General features: G+C 64.8%; 18 protein-coding genes. 10 read left to right on the top strand and 8 right to left on the bottom strand.

What is annotated here, in order from left to right:
- Positions 1 to 206 precede the first annotated feature (206 nt).
- The 3 genes from IV454_RS05540 to IV454_RS05530 are packed head-to-tail and all read right to left on the bottom strand — an operon-like array spanning position 207 to position 1,944.
- Positions 207 to 776 carry a YceI family protein gene (locus IV454_RS05540; RefSeq protein ID WP_206090662.1) on the bottom strand — a complete coding sequence of 190 codons (570 nt, stop codon included), beginning with the start codon at positions 774 to 776 and terminating at the stop codon, positions 207 to 209.
- Between the two features lie 57 nt (positions 777 to 833).
- Complete coding sequence (locus tag IV454_RS05535; protein WP_206090661.1) at positions 834 to 1,388, bottom strand: YceI family protein; 555 nt, start codon at positions 1,386 to 1,388, stop codon at positions 834 to 836.
- A gap of 28 nt (positions 1,389 to 1,416) precedes the next feature.
- Positions 1,417 to 1,944, bottom strand: a complete 528-nt coding sequence (locus IV454_RS05530) for a cytochrome b (protein ID WP_206090660.1) — start codon at positions 1,942 to 1,944, stop codon at positions 1,417 to 1,419.
- A gap of 184 nt (positions 1,945 to 2,128) precedes the next feature.
- On the opposite strand from IV454_RS05530, the gene IV454_RS05525 reads away from it, so the two are divergent.
- Positions 2,129 to 4,054: a TOL_0244 family TonB-dependent receptor gene (locus IV454_RS05525; RefSeq protein ID WP_206090659.1), complete on the top strand. Its 1,926-nt coding sequence runs from the start codon at positions 2,129 to 2,131 to the stop codon at positions 4,052 to 4,054.
- Positions 4,055 to 4,437: 383 nt separating this feature from the next.
- Here IV454_RS05525 and IV454_RS05520 read toward each other — a convergent pair whose 3' ends face one another.
- Positions 4,438 to 5,010 (bottom strand): glycine zipper 2TM domain-containing protein, encoded by a 573-nt coding sequence (locus tag IV454_RS05520; RefSeq protein WP_206090658.1) that lies wholly within the window; start codon positions 5,008 to 5,010, stop codon positions 4,438 to 4,440.
- 151 nt (positions 5,011 to 5,161) lie between these two features.
- Positions 5,162 to 6,541: an adenylosuccinate lyase gene (gene purB, locus IV454_RS05515; protein ID WP_206090657.1), complete on the bottom strand. Its 1,380-nt coding sequence runs from the start codon at positions 6,539 to 6,541 to the stop codon at positions 5,162 to 5,164.
- Between the two features lie 177 nt (positions 6,542 to 6,718).
- Between purB and IV454_RS05510 the strand changes: the two genes are divergently transcribed.
- The 7 genes from IV454_RS05510 (at position 6,719) to IV454_RS05480 (ending at position 16,098) form a co-directional block, all read left to right on the top strand.
- Positions 6,719 to 7,327 carry a glutathione S-transferase C-terminal domain-containing protein gene (locus IV454_RS05510; RefSeq protein WP_206090656.1) on the top strand — a complete coding sequence of 203 codons (609 nt, stop codon included), beginning with the start codon at positions 6,719 to 6,721 and terminating at the stop codon, positions 7,325 to 7,327.
- A 17-nt stretch (positions 7,328 to 7,344) separates the two neighbouring features.
- A complete protein-coding gene (locus tag IV454_RS05505) occupies positions 7,345 to 8,391 on the top strand; it encodes a LacI family DNA-binding transcriptional regulator (protein ID WP_229522078.1) in 1,047 nt (348 codons plus the stop codon).
- Positions 8,392 to 8,595: 204 nt separating this feature from the next.
- Positions 8,596 to 10,878, top strand: a complete 2,283-nt coding sequence (locus IV454_RS05500) for a TonB-dependent receptor domain-containing protein (RefSeq protein WP_206090655.1) — start codon at positions 8,596 to 8,598, stop codon at positions 10,876 to 10,878.
- Positions 10,879 to 10,940: 62 nt separating this feature from the next.
- A complete protein-coding gene (locus IV454_RS05495) occupies positions 10,941 to 12,785 on the top strand; it encodes an alpha-amylase family glycosyl hydrolase (protein WP_229522077.1) in 1,845 nt (614 codons plus the stop codon).
- Between the two features lie 34 nt (positions 12,786 to 12,819).
- Positions 12,820 to 13,773, top strand: coding sequence for a PfkB family carbohydrate kinase (locus IV454_RS05490; protein ID WP_229522076.1), 954 nt, complete (start codon positions 12,820 to 12,822; stop codon positions 13,771 to 13,773).
- A gap of 17 nt (positions 13,774 to 13,790) precedes the next feature.
- Complete coding sequence (locus IV454_RS05485) at positions 13,791 to 15,137, top strand: MFS transporter (RefSeq protein WP_206090654.1); 1,347 nt, start codon at positions 13,791 to 13,793, stop codon at positions 15,135 to 15,137.
- 37 nt (positions 15,138 to 15,174) lie between these two features.
- Positions 15,175 to 16,098 carry a PfkB family carbohydrate kinase gene (locus tag IV454_RS05480; RefSeq protein ID WP_229522075.1) on the top strand — a complete coding sequence of 308 codons (924 nt, stop codon included), beginning with the start codon at positions 15,175 to 15,177 and terminating at the stop codon, positions 16,096 to 16,098.
- 201 nt (positions 16,099 to 16,299) lie between these two features.
- On the opposite strand, the gene bfr is transcribed toward IV454_RS05480, so the two are convergent.
- The 3 genes from bfr to IV454_RS05465 form a co-directional block, all read right to left on the bottom strand.
- Complete coding sequence (gene bfr / locus IV454_RS05475; RefSeq protein ID WP_054265020.1) at positions 16,300 to 16,776, bottom strand: bacterioferritin; 477 nt, start codon at positions 16,774 to 16,776, stop codon at positions 16,300 to 16,302.
- Positions 16,777 to 16,882: 106 nt separating this feature from the next.
- Positions 16,883 to 17,587 (bottom strand): energy transducer TonB, encoded by a 705-nt coding sequence (locus IV454_RS05470; protein WP_206090652.1) that lies wholly within the window; start codon positions 17,585 to 17,587, stop codon positions 16,883 to 16,885.
- 8 nt (positions 17,588 to 17,595) lie between these two features.
- Positions 17,596 to 17,808 carry a (2Fe-2S)-binding protein gene (locus IV454_RS05465; protein ID WP_054265018.1) on the bottom strand — a complete coding sequence of 71 codons (213 nt, stop codon included), beginning with the start codon at positions 17,806 to 17,808 and terminating at the stop codon, positions 17,596 to 17,598.
- 236 nt (positions 17,809 to 18,044) lie between these two features.
- On the opposite strand from IV454_RS05465, the gene IV454_RS05460 reads away from it, so the two are divergent.
- A complete protein-coding gene (locus tag IV454_RS05460) occupies positions 18,045 to 18,308 on the top strand; it encodes a FeoA family protein (protein ID WP_206090651.1) in 264 nt (87 codons plus the stop codon).
- Positions 18,309 to 18,328: 20 nt separating this feature from the next.
- Entirely contained in the window at positions 18,329 to 20,221 is a 1,893-nt protein-coding gene (gene feoB / locus IV454_RS05455) for a ferrous iron transporter B (RefSeq protein WP_206090650.1), read from the top strand.

Raw genomic sequence — 20,221 nt, 5'->3', positions numbered from 1 at the left:
GGCTGACTAGGGTGTGTCTGACTGATCGGTGCGAAGTGGCCCTATTTCGATAACGTTTTAGCGTCGTTCCCGCCTGCGCGGGAACGACGGGAGAATTGCGCCTTTCTCTTCGATTCAGTCAGACACGCCCTAATCCAGGCGGCACGTAAAAAAGCCTCGCTTCCGGTCAAGGAAGCGAGGCTTTTTTACGTCTGGAGCAAGGCTGCTTAGTTCTTGACCGCTTCGACCTGGATCATCAATTTGACTTCCGGTGCGAATGGCGGCACGGCGTAGCTGATGCCGAAATCGGTGCGCTTGAATTCAGCCGAGGCGTCGGCGCCGCACACTTCCTTCTTGTGCATCGGGTGGATGATGCACTTGAACTTGTTGATCGTCAGGGTCACCGGCTTGCTGATGCCGTGCAGGGTCAGGGTGCCGTCGACCGAGATCGGGACGTCGCCCTTGAAGGTGATCGACTTCGAGGTGTAGGTCGCGTCCTTGAACTTGGCGACGTCGAACATGTCTTCGCCCTTGGCGTGCTTGTTCAGTTTTTCGTTACCGAAATCGAGGGAATCGGCATCGATCTTGATGTCGATGGAACCGGTTTTCGCGGCGCGGTCGAGCACCACGCTGCCTTCGGTCTTGGTGAACTTGCCGCGCAGGATGGAAATGCCCATGTGGTCGGCTTCGAAGCTCGGGAAGGTATGGGTCGGGTCGATCTTGTAGGTATCGGCGGCGAAGGCGGCGGTGGCGGTCGCGGTGGCGAGCATGGCAACGATCAGGTGCTTGATTTTCATGGGTGTCCCTTGTCTAAGATGTGAAATGTCGGATGCGTGCGGGTGAAGGTACTGCGTTTACTGCGCCGCGCTGACGCGGAATTTGATGAGGACTTCATCGGCCACCATGCTCGTGTCTTTCCACTCGCCGTCGCCGATGTTGTAGGTAAGGCGCTTGATGGGCAGGGTGCCGTCGAAGGTGTGCTTGCCGGCCTCGGTTTTCACCGTCAGGGGAAAGCTGACATCGCTCGTCTTGCCCTTGATCGACAGCTTGCCGGTCACCGTCATCTTGCCCGGGCCGGCCGCCTTGATTCCCGAAGAGACAAACGTCGCTTTAGGAAACTGTGCGGAATTGAACCAGTCTTTCTTGGCTACTTCCTTGTTCATCAGCGGATCGCCCAGGTCCAGGCTGGCCGTGTCGATCTCGACGCTGGCCTTGGCGGCGTCCGGTTTGGCCGGATCGTAATCGATGTTGGCGGTAAATTTGGTGAACTTCGCGTCGACCGGCACGTTCATTTGCTTGAACGACGCCGACACCGTGCTTTTGGCCGGGTCGGTCTTGAGCGGCACGGCGTTGGCGACCAGCGCCACGGCGAGCAGGGAGGCAAGCAAAGTGCCATTGGTAAGATTCATACAATCTCCTTGGGATGAATGGGGTCGCTTACGGCAGCATGCGCTTGAGCACGCCGTCGCGGTCGATGAACTGGTGTTTCAGGGCGGCCGCCAGGTGCAGGGCGACGGCGCCGGCCAATGTCATGTTGAGCCAGAAATGGACTTCTTTGAGCACCGGTTTCAGGCCCGGGTCGGCCGCCATGATGACGGGCAGCTTGAACAGGCCGAAGTAGACCACCGGAATCCCGGCCGACAGGGTGTACAGGTAGCCCGACACCGGTACCGCGAACATCAGCAGGTACAGCATGCCGTGCAAGCCGTGGGCGGCGCTTTTTTGCCAGGCGGGCATGGCGGCCGGCTGGGCGGGCGCGGCGTGGGTCAGGCGCCACAGCAGGCGCAGGGCGGCCAGCGCCAGCACGGTCACGCCGGCCCATTTATGCCAGGAATAGTATTTGAGCTTGGTGGGGGTGAGGCCCGGCATGTCGGTCATCACCAGGCCCATGATGAAGGCGCCCACGATCAGCACGGCAATGAGCCAGTGGAAAATAATCGCCGTCGAGGTGTAGCGTTCCTGCATGGACCTGCTCCTGGAAATAGTACGTATTAGGACTAATATACCAAATAAACAGCATCACCGCTTGCGAAGGGCAGATTACCATAGTGCGCGCTCTGTGCAGCGGCTTGAATATTGTAAAATTGCGTGAGGCCCAGTTCCGCATCCATGCTGGGAATCGTCGTTGCACCGTTGAGCTTGGGGCGTCATGACTACGATTTTTTCGCGCTGGTTCGGACTCGCGCCGCTGCTGCTGGCGCTGCCGGCGTCCGCGCAGCTATCGTCGTTCGCGGCCGGCACCATGGCCGACATGTCGATCGAGGACCTGGCCAATATCGAGGTCACGTCGGTATCGAAAAAGCCCGAGCGCCTGGCCGCCGCCGCCGCCTCGGTGTTCGTGATCACGGCCGAGGACATCCGCCGTTCCGGCGCGGCCACCGTGCCCGAGGTGCTGCGCCTGGCGCCCAATTTGCAGGTGGCGCAGTCGAGCGGCTACGGCTACGCCATCAGCGCGCGCGGCTTTAACGGCAGCCGCAATACCGTTCCCAATAAACTGCTGGTGCTGATCGACGGGCGCTCGGTGTATTCGCCCTTCTTTTCCGGGGTGAGCTGGGATGCCCAGCAAGTCATGCTCGAAGACATAGAGCGGATCGAAGTGATCAGCGGCCCCGGCGGCACCTTGTGGGGCGTGAATGCCGTCAACGGTGTCATCAACATCACCACGCGCGCCGCCAGCGCGACCCAGGGCAGCCTGGTGGCGCTGCGCGCCGGCCAGCGTGGCAACGCCGTGGCGCTGCGCCAGGGCGGGGGCGGCGACTGGCGCCTGCAAGCCACCTATGTCGGCGAGCGCCGCACGGAACTGGCCAGCGGCGCGCCGGTCAACGACGCGCGCCACCAGTGGCAGGCCGGCATGCGGCGCGATTGGGGTGGCGGCGCCGATCAGTTCAGCGTGGTCGGCAACGCCTATCGCGGTGCGCTCGACCAGCCGGAGCCGGGGGCGATTTCCACCGGCACCAAACTTAAGCTCGGCACGGTGCGCTCGTCCGGCGCCAGCCTGACGGGACACTGGACCCACGCCCTGGCCGGCGGCGGCAGCTTGATGCTGCAGGGCTACATCGACCACAGCCAGCGCGAGGTGCCGCCGACCTATGCCGAACGGATCCAGGTGGCCGACCTGCAATTCCAGCACAGCCTGCCGGCGAGCGGCATTGGCCAGCTGGTGTGGGGCGCCAATGTGCGCCACACCTGGGATGCGGTGACCAACAGCGACACGATCGCCTTCCTGCCCGCCAAGGTCGAGCAGGACTGGGCCAGCCTGTTCGCGCAGGACGAGCTGGCCGTGCGCGAGGACCTGCGCCTGATCCTCGGGGCGCGGGTCGAGCGCAACGATTACACGGGCGCCGAGTTCCTGCCCAGCATGCGCCTGGCCTGGCAGCTCACGCCCTACCATGCGCTGTGGGGCGGCGCCTCGCGCACGGTGCGCGCGCCGTCACGGCTCGATGCCGATACCTACATTCCCGGCCACGCCCCGTTTTTGCTGCGCGGCGGGCCGCGGGTGCGCTCTGAAGTGGCGAAGGTGTTCGAACTCGGCTACCGCGGCCAGCCGCTGCCGCAACTGTCGTACTCGGCTACCGTGTTCCACAACCGCTACGACCACTTGCGCACCCAGGAAGTCGATGCGGGGGGCACCTTTTTGACCTTCGACAGCAAGATGGAAGGCAAGTCGAGCGGCATCGAGATGTGGGGCAGCTATCAAGCCACGCCCTACTGGCGCCTGAGCGCGGGCTGGATGGCGCTGCACCAGCGCTTCTGGCTCAAGCCGGGCAGCAACGATGCGGCCGGACCGCGCACCAGCGGACGCGATCCGTCGCACACGGCGCAGCTGCGTTCCACCTTCACCGTGGCCGACGACAAGGAACTGGAGCTGGCCGTGCGCAAGGTGGCGCGGCTCGAGAGCGACAAGGTGCCCGCGTACCGGGCGCTGGACGCGCGCTTCGGCTGGCGCCTGCGCCGCAATGTCGAGCTGTCGCTGTCGGGGAATAATCTCAACGGCGCGCATGCCGAGTACGGGCCGCTGGCCACGCGCAGCGAGGTGCCGCGCGAGATTGCGCTCAAGCTGGTGTGGATGAATTGATGAAGAAAATTGTCACGATGCCGGCCGACACGGTGCGGATAGTGCGTACCGTTGACTTAATGTCCGTCGTTCCCGCGCAGCCTCCAGTTTCTAAGAAACTCCTCCAATTCCGTGGAACGAGGCAAGTCCAAAGGCAATTACCGTTAGCTTAAGCTTCGTCATTCCCGCGCAGGCGGGAATCCAATTCTGTCGAGTCGCCTGTAGCGGTACGAAATTGGATTCCCGCCTGCGCGGGAATGACGGTTTCGAAGTTTGTGGTCAGAAAAACGCTGAACCTAACGCCATCGAGTCCGGAGGCCAGTTCCTGGAGAGGCGGGAACGACGGGAGCTTCATGAAACGATGCCCCCTGCTTGTGGGCCGGTTTGCGCCGCGCCTTGCCGGTTTATTTGTTGCGGTTGGCGATTTCGTTGCCCAGGAAGCCGCCACCGATCACACCAGCCACCGTGGCAATCTTCTTGCCCTTGCCGCCGCCAATCTGGTTACCGAGCAAACCGCCGATGACGGCGCCGGTGCCGATGCCCACATAGTTGGGCTGGCTTGCTTGCTGCTGCACCGGCTCGCTGCGATAGGCTGGCTGGGCGCGGTAGTTGTCGGACTGGTGTTGCGCAAGCCGGGTGTGCTGTGGGGCATGGTGCTGCGTATGCACGACTTTTTTCACGACCGGCTTCTCGTACTCCGGTTCAGGCGCCGGCAACGGCTGTGCGGCTTGCGGCGAATACTTGGCTACCATCAGCTGCGCGTCGGCCAGTTGCTGGGCCGTCGGGGCCGGCTGCGCGGCCAGCGCCTGGGGCGCCACCAGTGCTTGCGGCGCTGTCGCTACCGCGCTGGTGTCGGCCTTGGAGCTGGGAATCAGACCCGTGATTGCCGCCGTGCCCGCCACGCTGAGCGCAATGACCGACAGCGCCGCTGCCGCCATCAATGGGTGGATACGCGAGGTTTTGTTGATCTGTTCCATGGTAGTGCTCCTGTTCGTTTGATCTTGAGTAAAAGATTAACGCAGGGCCCCCCCGGCAGCTAGAGCGAAAGCCGTATCAGTCGTAAGTGAATGTAAAACGGGCCCACGGGCCCGTTTTGACGTTTCCAGTCAGCCCACCTTGCAGGCCGGCTTAAATGGCCTTGGCCAGCTTGGCCGCGATCCCCACGTAATTGGACGGCGTCATCGCCAGCAGCAAGTCTTTCGCGTCCTGCGGAATCGCCAGGGTCAGCACGAACTCGCGCAAGGCATCTTTCGAAATCCCCTTGCCGCGCGTCAGTTCCTTGAGTTGCTCGTACGGGTTTTCGATGCCATAGCGGCGCATCACGGTTTGCACCGGCTCGGCCAGTACTTCCCAGTTCGCATCCAGATCTTGCGCCAGGCGCGCCGCGTTCACTTCCAGCTTGTTCAGGCCGCGCAGGCAGCTGTCGTACGCCAGCAGGGCATACCCGAAACCGACGCCGATATTCCGCAGCACGGTCGAGTCGGTCAGGTCGCGCTGCATGCGCGATACCGGCAGCTTTTCCGCCATGTGTTTCAGGACGGCATTGGCCAGCCCCAGGTTGCCCTCGGAATTTTCGAAGTCGATCGGATTGACCTTGTGCGGCATGGTCGACGAACCGATCTCGCCCGCCTTGGTCGTCTGCTTGAAGTAACCGAGCGAAATATAGGCCCAGATATCGCGGTTCAGGTCCAGCAAGATGGTGTTGGTGCGCGCGATCGCATCGAACAGCTCGGCCATGTAATCGTGCGGCTCGATCTGGATCGTGTATGGATTGAAGGTCAGCCCGAGGCGCTGTTCGATGACATTTTTCGAGAACGTTTCCCAGTCGAAATCGGGATAGGCCGACAGGTGGGCGTTGTAGTTGCCGACCGCGCCATTCATCTTGCCCAGGATTTCAACGTCGGCGATGCGTTTGATCGCGCGTTTCAGGCGCGCAACCACGTTCGCCATCTCCTTGCCCAGGGTGGTCGGGCTGGCGGTCTGGCCGTGCGTGCGCGAGAGCATCGGCAGCTCGGCGTTGGCATGCGCGATCTCGGTCAGCTTGGTAACCAGGCCTTGCAGCGCCGGCAGCATCACGCCATCGCGCGCGGCCTTGAGCATCATCCCGTGCGACGTATTGTTGATGTCTTCCGAGGTGCATGCAAAGTGGATGAATTCGGTCGCCGCGACCAGTTCCGGCACATCCTTGACCTGTTCCTTGAGCCAGTACTCGACCGCCTTGACGTCATGGTTGGTGACCGCTTCGATTTCCTTGATGCGCGCCGCATCGCTTTCCGTGAAACCGCTGGCCATCTTGTCGAGCAGGGCGTTTGCCTCGGCCGAGAACGGCTTGATCTCGGCGAAGCCGGCTTGCGACAGCGCCTGCAGCCAGGAAATTTCCACCTTGACCCGGTGGTGCATGAAGCCGGCTTCGGACAGGATCGGACGCAGTTTGTCGGTCTTGGCGGCGTAGCGGCCATCGAGCGGGGACAGGGCCGACAAGGTGGAGTAGGGAGCGGTAGAGGTCATGGGAGAGGGCGCTTATGGAGGAATGGATGAGCTGTGTGCATTGCTGCAAAGACCGATATTTTACCACCGGCGGCCTTGTCAAGCCTGTGTTGCAAGCGCGTCCGGGCGGCGTTCCGGGGCCCATCGCGCGCCGGGGGCGATGCTATACTGTCGATCAATCGTCCACACTAAGCATCTATGAAACTCATCGGTTCCACCGCCAGTCCGTTTGTCCGCAAGGTTCGTGTCGTCATGGCCGAGAAAAAGCTCGACTATGATCTCGAACTCGAGAACGTCTGGACGGCCGAAACCAGGATTCATCTGTCCAATCCGCTGGGCAAGGTGCCCTGCCTGATCATGGAAGACGGCAGCCCGATGTACGATTCGCGCGTCATCGTCGAGTACATCGACACCCTCACCCCGGTGTGCAAGCTGCTGCCGCCGAACGGGCGCGACCGCTCCGACATCAAGGTCTGGGAAGCGCTGGCCGACGGCGTGCTCGACGCGGCCGTGCTGGTGCGCCTGGAAAAAACCCTGCGCCCGCAAGAGCAGCAGAGCCCGGCCTGGATCGAGCGCCAGATGGGCAAGGTGCATGCGGGCCTGGCCGTCATGTCGGCCAACCTGGGCGAGTCGCCTTTCTGCAAGGGCAACCATTACACCCTGGCCGACGTCGCCGTCGGCTGCGCGCTCGGCTGGATCGCCTTCCGCTTCCCCGAGATCGACTGGCGCACCGACTACCCCAACCTGGCCAAGCTGTTCGACAAGCTGTCGGAGCGCCAGTCGTTCAAAGACACGGTGCCGTTCTAAACGCGCACTGCGGGGCCATGGGTACTTCTCCACCGGACGACCTTGCGGGCAGCGCCGCGCAAAAGCGTTTGCAGATGGCCGACATCGCGCGCCTTGCCGGCGTGTCGAAAGCGACCGTGTCGCGCGCGCTGAACCGCAGCCCGCTGGTCAACGAGGAAACCCGCACCCGCATCCTGGAGCTGGCCAGTTCCCTCAAGTACACCATCAATATCGGCGCGCAAAACCTGCGGCTCAAGCAAAACCGCACGATCGGCGTGGTGGTTCCCTACGATTCGGCGACGCGCCAGCATTTGTCCGATCCGTTTTTCCTGAGCATGCTCGGCAGCCTGGCCGATGCGCTGACCGAGCGCGGTTTCGACATGCTGCTCTCGCGCGTGGACGCCGAGCAGCTCGACGCGGCCGCCATGCCTTTCGATACCGGGAGGGTGATCGGCCTGATCCTGATCGGCCAGTGGCGCCATCACGACCAGCTCAACCAGCTGGCGGCGCGCCACGTGCCGATCGTCGTGTGGGGCGCGCAGCTGCCGCAGCAGCTCTACACCACCGTCGGCGGCGACAACGTCAGCGGCGGCATGCTGGCCACCGAACACCTGATCGCGGCGGGGCGCAGGCGCATCGCGTTTTTTGGCGATATCAACCTGCCTGAAGTCGCGCAGCGCTACAGCGGCTATTGCAACGCGCTGGCCAGGCATGGCTTGCCGCTCGACCCGCAACTGCGGGTGTCGGTGTCGTTCCTGCCCGAGGGCGGCGACCAGGCGGTGCGCGAGATCGAGCGCCGCGCCGTGCCCTACGATGCAGCGTTTGCCTGCAGCGACTTGCTGGCGATGACCGCGATTAACACCCTGCGCGCGCTCGGCAAGCAGGTGCCCGATGATGTCGCCGTGGTCGGTTACGACGACATCGAACTGTCCACCTACTTCCATCCACCGCTGACCACGATCCGCCAGCCGATCCGCGCCGCCGGACAGGCCTTGGTGGGGGCGCTGCTGGCGATCATCGACAACCAGCCGGCCGGCTCCCTGCAATTGCCGACCGAGCTGATCGTGCGCGCCACGTCCACCTGATCTTCTGTTCGCATCTTCCTTCCAGCGCCTGTCCGGCTAACATGTAATCGATTGCATTAATCTACGATGTTGTGGGAAAAATGCCTCATTTCGTTGTGCTAAACAGTAATGCAATCGATTGCATTAAAAAAATGCCTGAGTCATAATCCGTTCGCACACACCAATAAGCGCCGGTCTACGGCGCATCCCCTACCGGAGGAGACTATGAAATTCCAGACCACACGCATGGCCGCGGCCGTGTCCATCGCGGTGCTTCACATCGGCGCCGCCGCCCAGCAAACCCCGTCCACCGAGGTGCCCGCCACCGATGGCTTGAACATGGAGCGCGTCGTCGTCACCGGCACCAGCGGCGGCTCGTCGAAAATGAAGTCGAGCGTCTCGGTCAGCACCCTGGAGCTCGACGCCGTCCTCAAGACCGCGCCCACCAGCGCGGCCGACGTGCTGCGCGCTATCCCCGGCGTGCGCTCGGAGTCGTCCGGGGGCGAAGGCAATGCCAACATCTCGGTGCGCGGCGTGCCGGTGTCGGCCGGCGGCGCGCGCTACGTGCAGATCCAGGAAGACGGCCTGCCGGTGCTGCAATCGGGCGACTTCAATTTCATCACGCCCGACAGCTACGTCAAGATCGACGGCGGCCTCGATCACCTGGAAGTGGTGCGCGGCGGTTCCGCATCGACCCTGGCCAGCAATGCGCCGGGCGGCATCATCAACTTCATCAGCAAGACCGGGGTGGAGAAGGGCGGCAGTGTCGGCCTGACCAAGGGCCTCGATTACGATACCACCCGGGTCGACTTCGACTACGGCGCGCCCTTGTTGGACAAGACGCGCTTCTTCGTGGGCGGCTTTTACCGCTACGGCGAAGGCATCCGCAAGACCGGCATGAACACCGAGAAGGGCGGCCAGATCCGCGCCAATGTCACCCATGAACTGGATAATGGTTTCATCCGGCTGTCGTTCAAGCACGTCAACGACAAGACGCCGACCGGCATGCCGGTGCCGGTCCAGGTGAACAACAAGGTCCTCTCCGAGATCCCCGGCATCGATCCGCGCGAGGTGAGCTTCTATTCGCCGCACTGGGTGCGCGACGTCACCTTAGCCAAGGACAACGGCAAGGTAGCCAGCGACGTGAACGATGGCCTGGCGGTCAAGAGCACCGCCATCGGGCTGGAAGCGCGCTTCACCCTGGGCGACGCCTGGACCCTGAGCGAAAACCTGCGCTGGTCGGATAACACGGGCCGCTTTATCGGCGTCTTCGCGGGCAACAACGGCAACATCGGCGAGTACACCTTCGCCACCGGGCCGAACGCCGGCAAGGCCTACAGCGGCCGCGCCTTTTCCGCGGTGGTATTCAATACCTCGATCGACGACGCCGGCGCCGTGTTCAACGATACCCGCCTGTCGAAGACCTTTACCCTGGACCAGGGCACCAAGCTGACCGCCACGGGCGGCCTGTACCTGTCGGTGCAAAACCTCGGGCTGACCTGGAACTTCAACGAGTACCTGATGCAGGCCAGCGGCGACCAGCCGGCGCTGCTGCGCACCGCCAGCGCCACACCGGGCCTGGTCGGACCGGCGTTCGGCGCCTGCTGTTCGCGCGCGGTCGACATGCAATACAAGCTGACCTCTCCTTACGTGAACCTGGGTGTCGAGCGCGGCGCCTTGAATGTCGACGCCAGCCTGCGGCGCGACATGCAAAGCGCCAGCGGCAGCGCCAACATCGCCACCGGCGCCACCTACTACGATCCGGCGACGGCGCAGCGGGTCGACTATGACGTTTCGCGCACCTCGTATTCGGTGGGCGGCAACTACAAGCTGGGCACCGGCCTGGCGGTGTTCGCGCGCGCCAGCGACGGCGTCGCCTTCAATGCCGACCGCATCCTGTTCGGCGCTCCGCTGGACGGCAGCGCGCCGGTCAGCATCAACACGGTCAAGCAGCTCGAAGGCGGCGTCAAATGGCGCAAGGGCGGCATCAGCACCTTTGCCACCGTGTTCCAGGCAAAGACGCGCGAATCGAATTACGAGGCGACCACCCAGCGCAGCACCGCCAACAGCTACGACGCCAAGGGTGTCGAGCTGGAAGCGGCCTACAACGGCGGCGCGCTGCGCGTGGCCGGCGGCCTGACCTGGACCCATGCCAGAATCACCGCCACCGCGCCCGGCGCCGAGGCCGTCATCGGCAATACGCCGCGGCGCCAGGCCAAGGTGGTGTACCAGCTCACGCCGAGCTACGTCATTGGCGACGCCAGCTTCGGCGTGAGTGTGATCGGCACCGGCAAGTCATGGGCCGACGACGCGCACACGATCATCATGCCGGCCTACGCGGTGGTGCATGGCTTCTTCAATTACCAGTTGGGCGAGCGTACCCAGCTCGCGCTGAGCGCGAACAACCTGTTCAACAAGATCGGCTACACCGAAGTCGAAGGCGACGGCCATGCCGCCCGTTCGATCAGCGGCCGTGCCATCAAGGCCACCATCAAGTACGCTTTTTAGTCCCGCTGCCGCCGGCGCATTCCCAGCGCGCCGGCCGCGGCCTCCTCTCTTTCTTGGCCACCATGACCACTCTCTCACCGCGCCAGCGCATGCTCGATCCGCTGCCGCTTCATCTGCGCGAGCAGGCGGCGCAGCGCTACACCCGGCACGAACCTGTGCTGCTGGACCGCCTGCGCCGGCTGTACGGCCATCGCCCCGATTTTCACGCGTGGTACGCGGACCTGATGGGCGCCGTCGGCGCGCTGCACGGCGCGCGTTCGCCCGAACTGCTGGCGCAGGACAGCAGGCGCGCCGCCGATCCCGCCTGGTTCACCAGCGAGCACATGCTCGGCTACAGCGCCTACGTGCAGCAGTTCGGCGGCAGCCTGCGCGGCGTGATCGGGCGCATCGCCCACCTGCGCGAGATGGGCGTCACTTACCTGCACCTGCTGCCTTTCCTGCGCCCGCGCGCCGGCGACAGCGACGGCGGCTTCGCCGTGGCCAGCTTCGACGAGGTCGATCCGGCCCTCGGCAGCGCGGCCGACCTGCTGGAGCTGACGGCGGCGCTGCGCGGCGCCGGCATCAGCCTGTGCTGCGACCTGGTGCTCAATCACGTGGCCGACGATCACGCCTGGGCGCTTGGCGCCAGGGATGGCGATCCGGCGCTGCGCGACTACTTCCATGTCTTCCCCGACCGCAAACAGCCGGACCGCTATGAACAGACGGTAGGCCAGATTTTCCCCGAGGCGGCGCCCGGCAACTTCACCTGGGTCGATCCGATGCAGGCCTGGGTCTGGACCACCTTCTATCCCTTCCAGTGGGATCTGAACTACGCCAATCCGCACGTGCTGGCGGCGATGGTCCGCAGCCTGCTGGGCCTTGCCAACCGCGGCGTGGAGGTGTTCCGGCTCGATTCGACCGCCTTCCTGTGGAAGCGCGAGGGCAGCGACTGCATGAACCAGCCGGAGGCGCACGAACTGCTGCAGGTGCTGCGCGCGATCGTGGAGATCGCCGCGCCCGGGGTGCTGCTCAAGGCCGAAGCCATCGTCCCCACACGCGAACTGCCGGCCTACTTCGGCGACGCCGGCGGCACCGCGCGCGAATGTCACCTGGCCTACCACAGCACCCTGATGGCGGCCGGCTGGGCTGCGCTGGCCGAGCAGGACGCCGGCCTGCTGCGCGCGGTCGCCGCCGCCACGCCGGCACTGCCGCCGGCCGCCAGCTGGCTGACCTATGTGCGCTGCCACGACGACATCGGCTGGAACGTGCTGCGCGCGGAGGCCGGGTCGCCGCGGCGGCTGGCCGGCATCGCCGATTTTTACGGGGGCGGCGACAGCGCCAGCTTCGCGGCCGGCGTGGCCTTCCAGACCGGCGCCGGGCGCGCCGTGCATGGCACCAATGGCAGCGCCGCCGCGCTGGCGGGCCTGGAGACGGCCCGCGACCCGGAGCAGGAGGCGTGCGCGCTGCGCCGCCTGATGCTGCTGCATGGCCTGGCGCTGGCCTTCGGCGGCATGCCGATGCTGTACATGGGCGATGAACTGGGCATGGAAAACGATCACACGTATCTCGACGACCCCGGGCGCGCGCGCGACACGCGCTGGGTGCAGCGCGCACCGTTCGACCAGCTGCGTTACGTGCAGCGCCACGATCCATCGACGCCGGCCGGGCGTGTGTTCGGTGCCTTGCGCGCGCTGCTTAAGCGGCGGCGCGGCTTGCCGGTACTGGCCGCCGATGCGCCGCGCGCGCTGCTCGAGACACCCTACCCGGCCTTGCTGGCCCTGGCGCGCGGCGAGCGTTTTTTGAGCCTGTCGAATTTTTCGGCGCAGCCGCTCTCGTTTCGCCTGTCCGATATCGGCGCGGGGCAGTGGCCGGGCGCGGGCGACGTCATCGCGCTGGCGCCGTGGGACATGCTGTGGCTGGAACGCTGAGCGTAGTATGATTTTTAACGATGGATCAAGTTCAATGAGGGCGGCAGACATGCAGATGGCGACAGGATCGATCGTGGTGTTCGGGGAGGCGCTGGTGGACGATTTCCTTACCGGGCAGGTGGTGGGCGGCGCGCCCTTCAACGTGGCGCGCAACCTGGCGGCGTTCGGCAGCGCGCCCCTGATGATCACGCGCACCGGCGACGACCAGGCCGGCGCGCTGCTGTGCGCGCAATTCGAGCATTTCGGCCTGGCGCAGCAGGGTTTGCAGCGCGACCCCACCGAGCCGACCGGACGCGTGCTGGTCGAACGTGGCGAGAACGGTCATCGCTTCACCATCCTGCCCGACCAGGCCTACGACCGCATCGACAGCGCCGCCGCGTTGGCCGCGGCCGCAGCATGCACCCCATCGACCGTTTATTTCGGCACCCTGGCGCAGCGCCACCCGACCTCGCGCGCGACGCTGCGCGCGCTGCTGCGCTCCTGCGACGCGGTGCGTTACCTGGACCTGAATGTGCGCGAAGGCCAGGTCAGCGAGCGCTGCGTGTTCGAGTCGCTGCACGAGGCCGACATCGTCAAGGTCAACGAAGAGGAACTGCAAGACCTGTTCGGCTGGTACACCCACACGCGCCAGGACACCGGCGACATGGGCGGCAGCGGCGTGCGCGGCGCCTGCGCGGCCCTGATCCGCATCTTCGCGCTCGAGGCCCTGATCGTCACGCTCGGGCCGCGCGGCTCGGTGTACTTCGGGGCTGACGGCGCCACCGTGGTCCATGCCGATACCGTCAAGCCGGCGCGCATGGTCGACACGGTCGGCGCCGGCGACGCCTTTTCCGCGATCTTCCTGCTGGGGCGCGAGCGCGGCTGGCCGCTCGAGCTCACCCTGGCGCGCGCCAACGAATTTGCCGGCGCCGTCTGCGCCATTGCCGGCGCGGTGCCGGCCGAACGCGCCTTTTACGCGCCCTATGTCGCGCGCTGGCTCGCCGACTGACCCCACGAAAGAGCACCATGTCGATCACCAAACCCACGTTGTCGTTCTGGCAGATCGTGAACATGAATGTCGGATTCTTCGGCATCCAGTTCAGCTTCGGCCTGCAGCAAAGCAGCATGAGCCCGATCTACAACTACCTCGGCGCCGACGAGGCCAGCCTGCCCTACCTGTGGCTGGCCGGTCCGGTGACGGGGCTGATCGTCCAACCCATCGTGGGCGCCATGAGCGACCGCACCGTCACGCGCTGGGGGCGGCGCACGCCGTACTTCCTGCTCGGCGCGATCCTGTGCAGCATCGGCCTGCTGTGCATGCCGTTCAGTTCCACCCTGTGGATGGCCGCCAGCCTGCTGTGGATCCTCGACGCGGCCAACAACGTGACGATGGAACCGTACCGCGCTTTTGTGAGCGACAAGCTTGATCCCGGCCAGCATTCGCTGGGCTTCATGACCCAGAGCGCGTTCACGGGACTGGGGCAGACACTGGCCTATCTCACGCCGTCGCTGCTGGTGCTGGCGGGGATGAACAAGGATGCCGTCAACGCCAGCCAGATCCCGCACATCGTCATCGCCGCGTTCCTGATCGGCGCGGTGTTTTCGATCGCGTCGGTGCTGTGGACGGTCAAGACCACCGGTGAACACCCCTTGAGCGTGCGCGAGGTGGCGGCGCTGCGCGGCCGGCCGCGCGGCTTCATGCACACCCTGCGCGAGATCGGCAGCGCGATGCGCGAGATGCCGCCGACGATGAAGCAGCTGGCGCTGGTCAAGCTGTTCCAGTGGTACGCCATGTTCTGCTACTGGCAATACATCACCTTGTCGCTGGCCACCACCCTCTACGGCACCACCGACCCGGCCTCGCAGGGCTTTCGCGACGCCGGACTACTCAAGGGCAAGGTCGGCGCGTTCTATAACTTCGTTGCCTTTATCGGCGCCTTCGCGCTGGTGCCGTTCACGCGCCGCTACGGACCGAAGGTCACGCATTGCGTGTGCCTGGCGCTGGCCGGCATCGGCATGCTGGCGATTCCCCAGATCCGGTCGCCGGCGCTGCTGTTGATACCGATGGTGGGCATCGGCCTGGCCTGGGCCAGCATCATGGGCAACCCGTACATCATGCTGGCCGGGAGCATTCCGCCCGAGCGCACCGGCGTCTACATGGGCATCTTTAACATGTTCATCGTGATCCCGATGATCATCCAGATTGTCACCTTGCCGCTGTACTACCGCAGCTGGCTTGGCGGCAATCCCGAGAACGTTATAATGCTCGCCGGCGCCCTCATGCTGTGCGCGGCGGCAGCGGTGCTGCGCGTGAAGCTCGGTCAGGCGGGGCGCGCCGCTGCGCCGTCCGCGCTCGCCGGCGCCAAGCCATAGGCGTTCGCGGCGCCGCAACGCGCAAGGAATGCAGAAGATGACAACCGTAGTGTATGGCGAGGCCCTGGTCGACGATTTTTCGAGCGGGCAGGTGGTCGGCGGCGCGCCGTTCAACGTGGCGCGCCACCTGGCGGCCTTCATGTCGCCGCAGCTGGCCATTACCCGCATCGGCGACGACAGGAACGGCGCCCTCGTGCGCGCCGAATTCGAGCGCTTCGCCATGTCCGACGCCGGCCTGCAGCTCGACCGGATGGAGGAAACCGGGCGCGTCGCGGTCCGGCGCCATGCGCGCGGCCGCCGTCTGGTGATCCTGCCGGGCCAGGCCTACGATTACATCAATCCCGAACAGGCGCTGGCCGCGATGGAGGCGGTGGAGGCCGCGGCCATCTATTTCGGCACCCTGGCGCAGCGCTGCCCGCGCTCGCGCGACACCCTGTACGCGCTGCTCGACACTTGCAACGCCCGCCGCTACCTCGACCTGAACCTGCGCGAAGGCCAGTTCGACGAGCGCTGCGTGTTCCACTCGCTGCACGCGGCCGATATCGCCAAGGTCAATGAAGAGGAACTGCAATCGCTGTTCGCGTGGTATGCCGATATCCACCCATCCTCGGCGCCGCTGGAAGGCGAGGAGGTTCGCGCCGCGTGCGCGGTGCTGGTGCAGTTGTTCGGGCTGGAGGCGCTGATCGTGACCCTGGGCCACCGCGGTTCGGTGTATTTTGGCGCCGACGGCACGGTGCTGGTCCATCGCGACAATCCGCTGCCGCCCTTCGTGATCGATACGGTGGGGGCGGGCGATGCGTTCTCGGCGATGTTCTTGCTGGGCCGCCAGCGCGGCTGGGAACTGGACACGACCCTGGCGCGCGCCAACGAGTTCGCCGGCGCGGTATGCACAATCCCCGGTGCGATACCGGGCAATCTCGCTTTTTACGACAAGTGGGTGGCGCGCTGGCGCATCGGGTGAGGAAGCTCTTACCGCTAGGCTGAACACCATCGCCCCCACGTAAAACCGTCGCCCCGCGTAAAACCGTCGCCCCCGCGCAGGCGGGGGCCCAATTTCGTTGCGCAGCCATCGACTGAGCAGAAAACTTGGGCCCCCGCCTGCGCGGGGGGCGACGGTGGGCGGTGGGCGGTGGCCGGTGTCGCGGTTAACGCGATACCTGGTTTAAGCGTGCTCGCCCATCTGGCTTTGCAGGTAGTTCTGGATGCCGACCTTGACGATCAGGTCCAGCTGCGTTTCGAGCCAGTCGATGTGTTCCTCGGTGTCTTCGAGGATCATCAGGAACAGGTCGCGCGTGACGTAGTCGCCGGCCACTTCGGAAGCGGCGATGCCTTCCTTGACCGTGGCATGCGCGGCTTGCTCAAGTTTCAGGTCGCATTCGATCATTTCCTGGGTCGATTCGCCGATCAGCAGCTTGTGCAGCGCTTGCAGGTTCGGCAAGCCGTCGAGCATCAGGATGCGGTCGATCAGCTTGTCGGCATGCTTCATCTCGCCGATCGATTCTTCGTATTCTTTCTTGGCCAGCTTTTCCAGACCCCAGTGGCGGTACATGCGCGCATGCAGGAAGTACTGGTTGATCGCGGAGAGCTCGTTGGTCAGCTGTGCATTGAGCAGCCGGATGATGTTCTTGTCGCCCTTCATGGGAGGCTTTCTTTAATGATGGAGAGTATGTCCATCATAGCAAAAAAACCAGTGCCCATGACGAAAGACGGCCGCCTGGACCGTCCCTTTGTTGCCCTTGAACCGATCAGCTGGCGAGCTGGAAGGTCAGCGGCACGATCACGTAGACGGCGACCGCATGGCCATCTTCCACGTGCGGCTTGAACACGGCGCGCAGGGCGGCCTGGCGGCCCGCTTCATCGAGGCGCGAAGAGCCCGATGAGCTCTGCACCCTGACCTGGTCGGGCATGCCTTTTTCGTTGACCAGGATGAGCAGCACGACCTTGCCCTGTTCGCCCATGCGCTTGGACATGGTCGGGTACACCGGCTGCGGCGGCTGGATGTATTCGACACCGGAGGTGATCGTCTTCGGCCCGGCCGAGGGCGGGGCCGGCGGCGCCGCCACGGCCACCGGCGCGGCCGGCGCCTCGATGACGGCGGGGGCCGAAGGCGGCGAGGCGGTAATGGTATTTGGCACGGGCGCCTGCACGATGGCCGTCGGCGGCACGACCACCGGCGGCGGCGGGCGCAGCCGGGCGATCGCCACGGTTTTCGGTGCGGCGGGCGCGGCCGGCTTGGGCGGCGGAGGCGGCGGGGCGACAAAAGTCACCATCACCGCCTGCGGGATCGCTACCTCGACCATGCGGTGCAGCAGGCCGCTCGAAATCAGGTAGAACAGCACGGCGTGGATGGCGATCACGGCGGCGAAGGGGCCGAACTTGGCGCGCAGCTTCGCCACCACGGCGGTGGGGTCGCCCATGCCGGCGTCGGTGGAAAAGGTCATTGCGCTCATGGGAACACTCAGGCGGTTTGCGCCGAGCGGAACGACAGCTCGGTGGCGTTGATGTTGCTGTCGAGGTGTTCGTTCAGCACTTGTTTGGCGCAGCTGGCGCATTTGCCGCAGCAGGTGGCCACGCCCAGGTCGCGGCGCAGCTCGGCCATCGACGACAGGCCCAGATCGACCGCCTGACGAATTTCGCGGTCGGAAATATTATTGCAAACACAGACGATCATCGAAGCACCTTCCTTTGACTTGGCTTTGCGTTGGCTCGGCGGACAATCTTGCCGCTTTCACTATAATGAGAATCATTATCATTAAGATTTGTATTCTGTAGCAACTTCAAATCGTTTGCAAGTGGTTTTCTCAAAAAAGGGCCAACTCTAAATAGAAATAAGTCGCATTTACGTTTATGATGCTAGTATCCAACACGATGTAGCGCGAATTCCACTTATCTTAGTGAAGTGACAATATGACTCTTGCCCCGACCCTGATCACGCTCGATGCCCTGTTCCCCGGCCAGAGCGGTACCGTGATCCACCTGGCGCCCTGTGCGGCGGACGCGGGCGGCGTCGACGTCGCGCGCCGCCTGATGGAGCTGGGCTTCGTGCCGGGCGAGCGCATCCGCATGCTCAAGCGCTTGCCGGGCGGCGATCCGGTGGCGGTCAAGGTGGGCGATTCCACCTTCGCGCTGCGCCGCTTCGAGGCGTCGCTGATCTCGGTCAAACCGGAATAACGGAAACAACGGAAACAACAATGGGTGCTGTAGAACCACAAGTCCAGGCAGTGACGCGCACGCCGCTCATTGCGCTGTTGGGCAATCCGAATTGCGGCAAGACTGCCCTGTTCAACCGCCTCACGGGCGCGCGCCAGAAGGTTGCCAATTACGCCGGGGTGACCATCGAGCGCAAGGAGGGCAGTTTCACCTCGCCCGCCGGGCGTGCCTTCAGGGTACTGGATTTGCCGGGCGCCTACAGCCTGTCGGCCACCACCCCCGACGAAGCCATCACACGCGACGTGGTCGGCGGACTGCGCGCGGGCGAGCAGGCGCCTGACGCCGTCGTCTGCGTGGTCAACGCCACCAACTTGCGCCTGAACCTGCGCCTGGTCCTCGAAATCCGCCGCCTCGGCCTGCCCATGGTGCTGGCGCTGAACATGGTCGACGTGGCCCACAAGCGCGGCATCAAGATCGACAGCGCCAAGCTGGCGCAGGAACTGGGCATGACCGTGGTCGACACCGTGGCCGTGCAGAGCGGCGGCGAACTGTCGCTGCTCAAGGCGCTCGACCTGATGCCGCACGCCGCCGCCGTGAAGGCCGCGCCGCTGTCGGCCATCGATGCCGTGCCGGTCGAAGAAACCCAGCGCGAAGTGCGCCGCATTTTAGATGCCTGCGTCAGCTACGCCAACGATACCGGCAACCTGTCCGAAAAAATCGATGACGTGGTGCTCCATCCGGTATTCGGCCCGATCCTGCTGGCGGCGCTGATGTTCCTGGTGTTCCAGGCCGTGTTCAGCTGGGCCGCGGTGCCGATGGAAATGATCAGCGGCGCCGTCGAGGCGGTCGGCGCCTGGGTCGGCGGCATGATGAGCGCGGGCATGCTGCGCAGCCTGCTGGTCGAGGGCATCCTGGGCGGCGTCGGCAGCGTGCTGGTGTTCCTGCCGCAGATCCTGATCCTGTTCTTTTTCATTTTGGTGCTGGAAGACTGCGGCTACCTGCCGCGCGCCGCCTTCCTGCTCGACCGGGTCATGGGCGGGGTCGGTCTGTCGGGACGCGCCTTCATTCCGCTGCTGTCGAGCTTTGCCTGCGCCATTCCGGGTGTGATGGCCGCGCGCACCATCCAGAATCCGCGCGACCGCCTGGTGACGATCATGATCGCGCCCTTGATGACGTGTTCCGCGCGCCTGCCGGTGTATGCGCTGATCATCGCCGCCTTCATTCCCAACCGCGACGTCGGCGGTGGCCTGGTCAACCTGCAGGGACTGGTGCTGTTCATCCTGTACTTCGCCGGTATCATCAGCGCCATGGGGGTGGCCTGGGTGATCAAGCGCTTCATGGGCGCCAACAGCCACCAGCCGCTGATGCTGGAACTGCCAAGCTACCACTGGCCGCACCTGCGCAACCTGGCGCTGGGCCTGTGGGAACGCGCCAAGATCTTCCTGGTCCGCGTCGGTACCGTGATCCTGGCGCTGATGGTGCTGCTGTGGTTCTTGTCGAGCTTCCCCGGCGCGCCGGAAGGCGCCACCCAACCGCCTATCTATTACAGCATCGCCGGCATGCTGGGCCGCGCGCTGGCCGTGGTGTTCGGGCCGATCGGCTTCGGCTGGCAAATCTGCATCGCGCTGGTGCCCGGCATGGCCGCGCGCGAAGTGGCCGTGGGCGCGCTGGGCACCGTGTATGCGCTGTCGCAGACCGGCGACGAACTGGCCACCACGCTCGCGCCCATCATTTCGCATTCGTGGTCGCTGCCGACCGCGCTGTCGCTGCTGGCCTGGTATGTGTTCGCGCCCCAGTGCATCGCCACCCTGTCGGTGGTGCGGCGCGAAACGGGCAGCGTGCGCTACGCCTTCATCATGGCCGGCTATATGTTCGCGCTGGCCTACACCGCTTCGTTCATCACTTACCGCGTCGCCATCGCGATGGGAGCCTGA

The sequence above is a fragment of the Massilia antarctica genome (assembly GCF_015689335.1).
In the GTDB taxonomy this organism is placed as follows: Bacteria; Pseudomonadota; Gammaproteobacteria; order Burkholderiales; family Burkholderiaceae_D; genus Telluria_A; species Telluria_A antarctica.
This window is presented reverse-complemented; position numbering and strand designations above follow the sequence as displayed.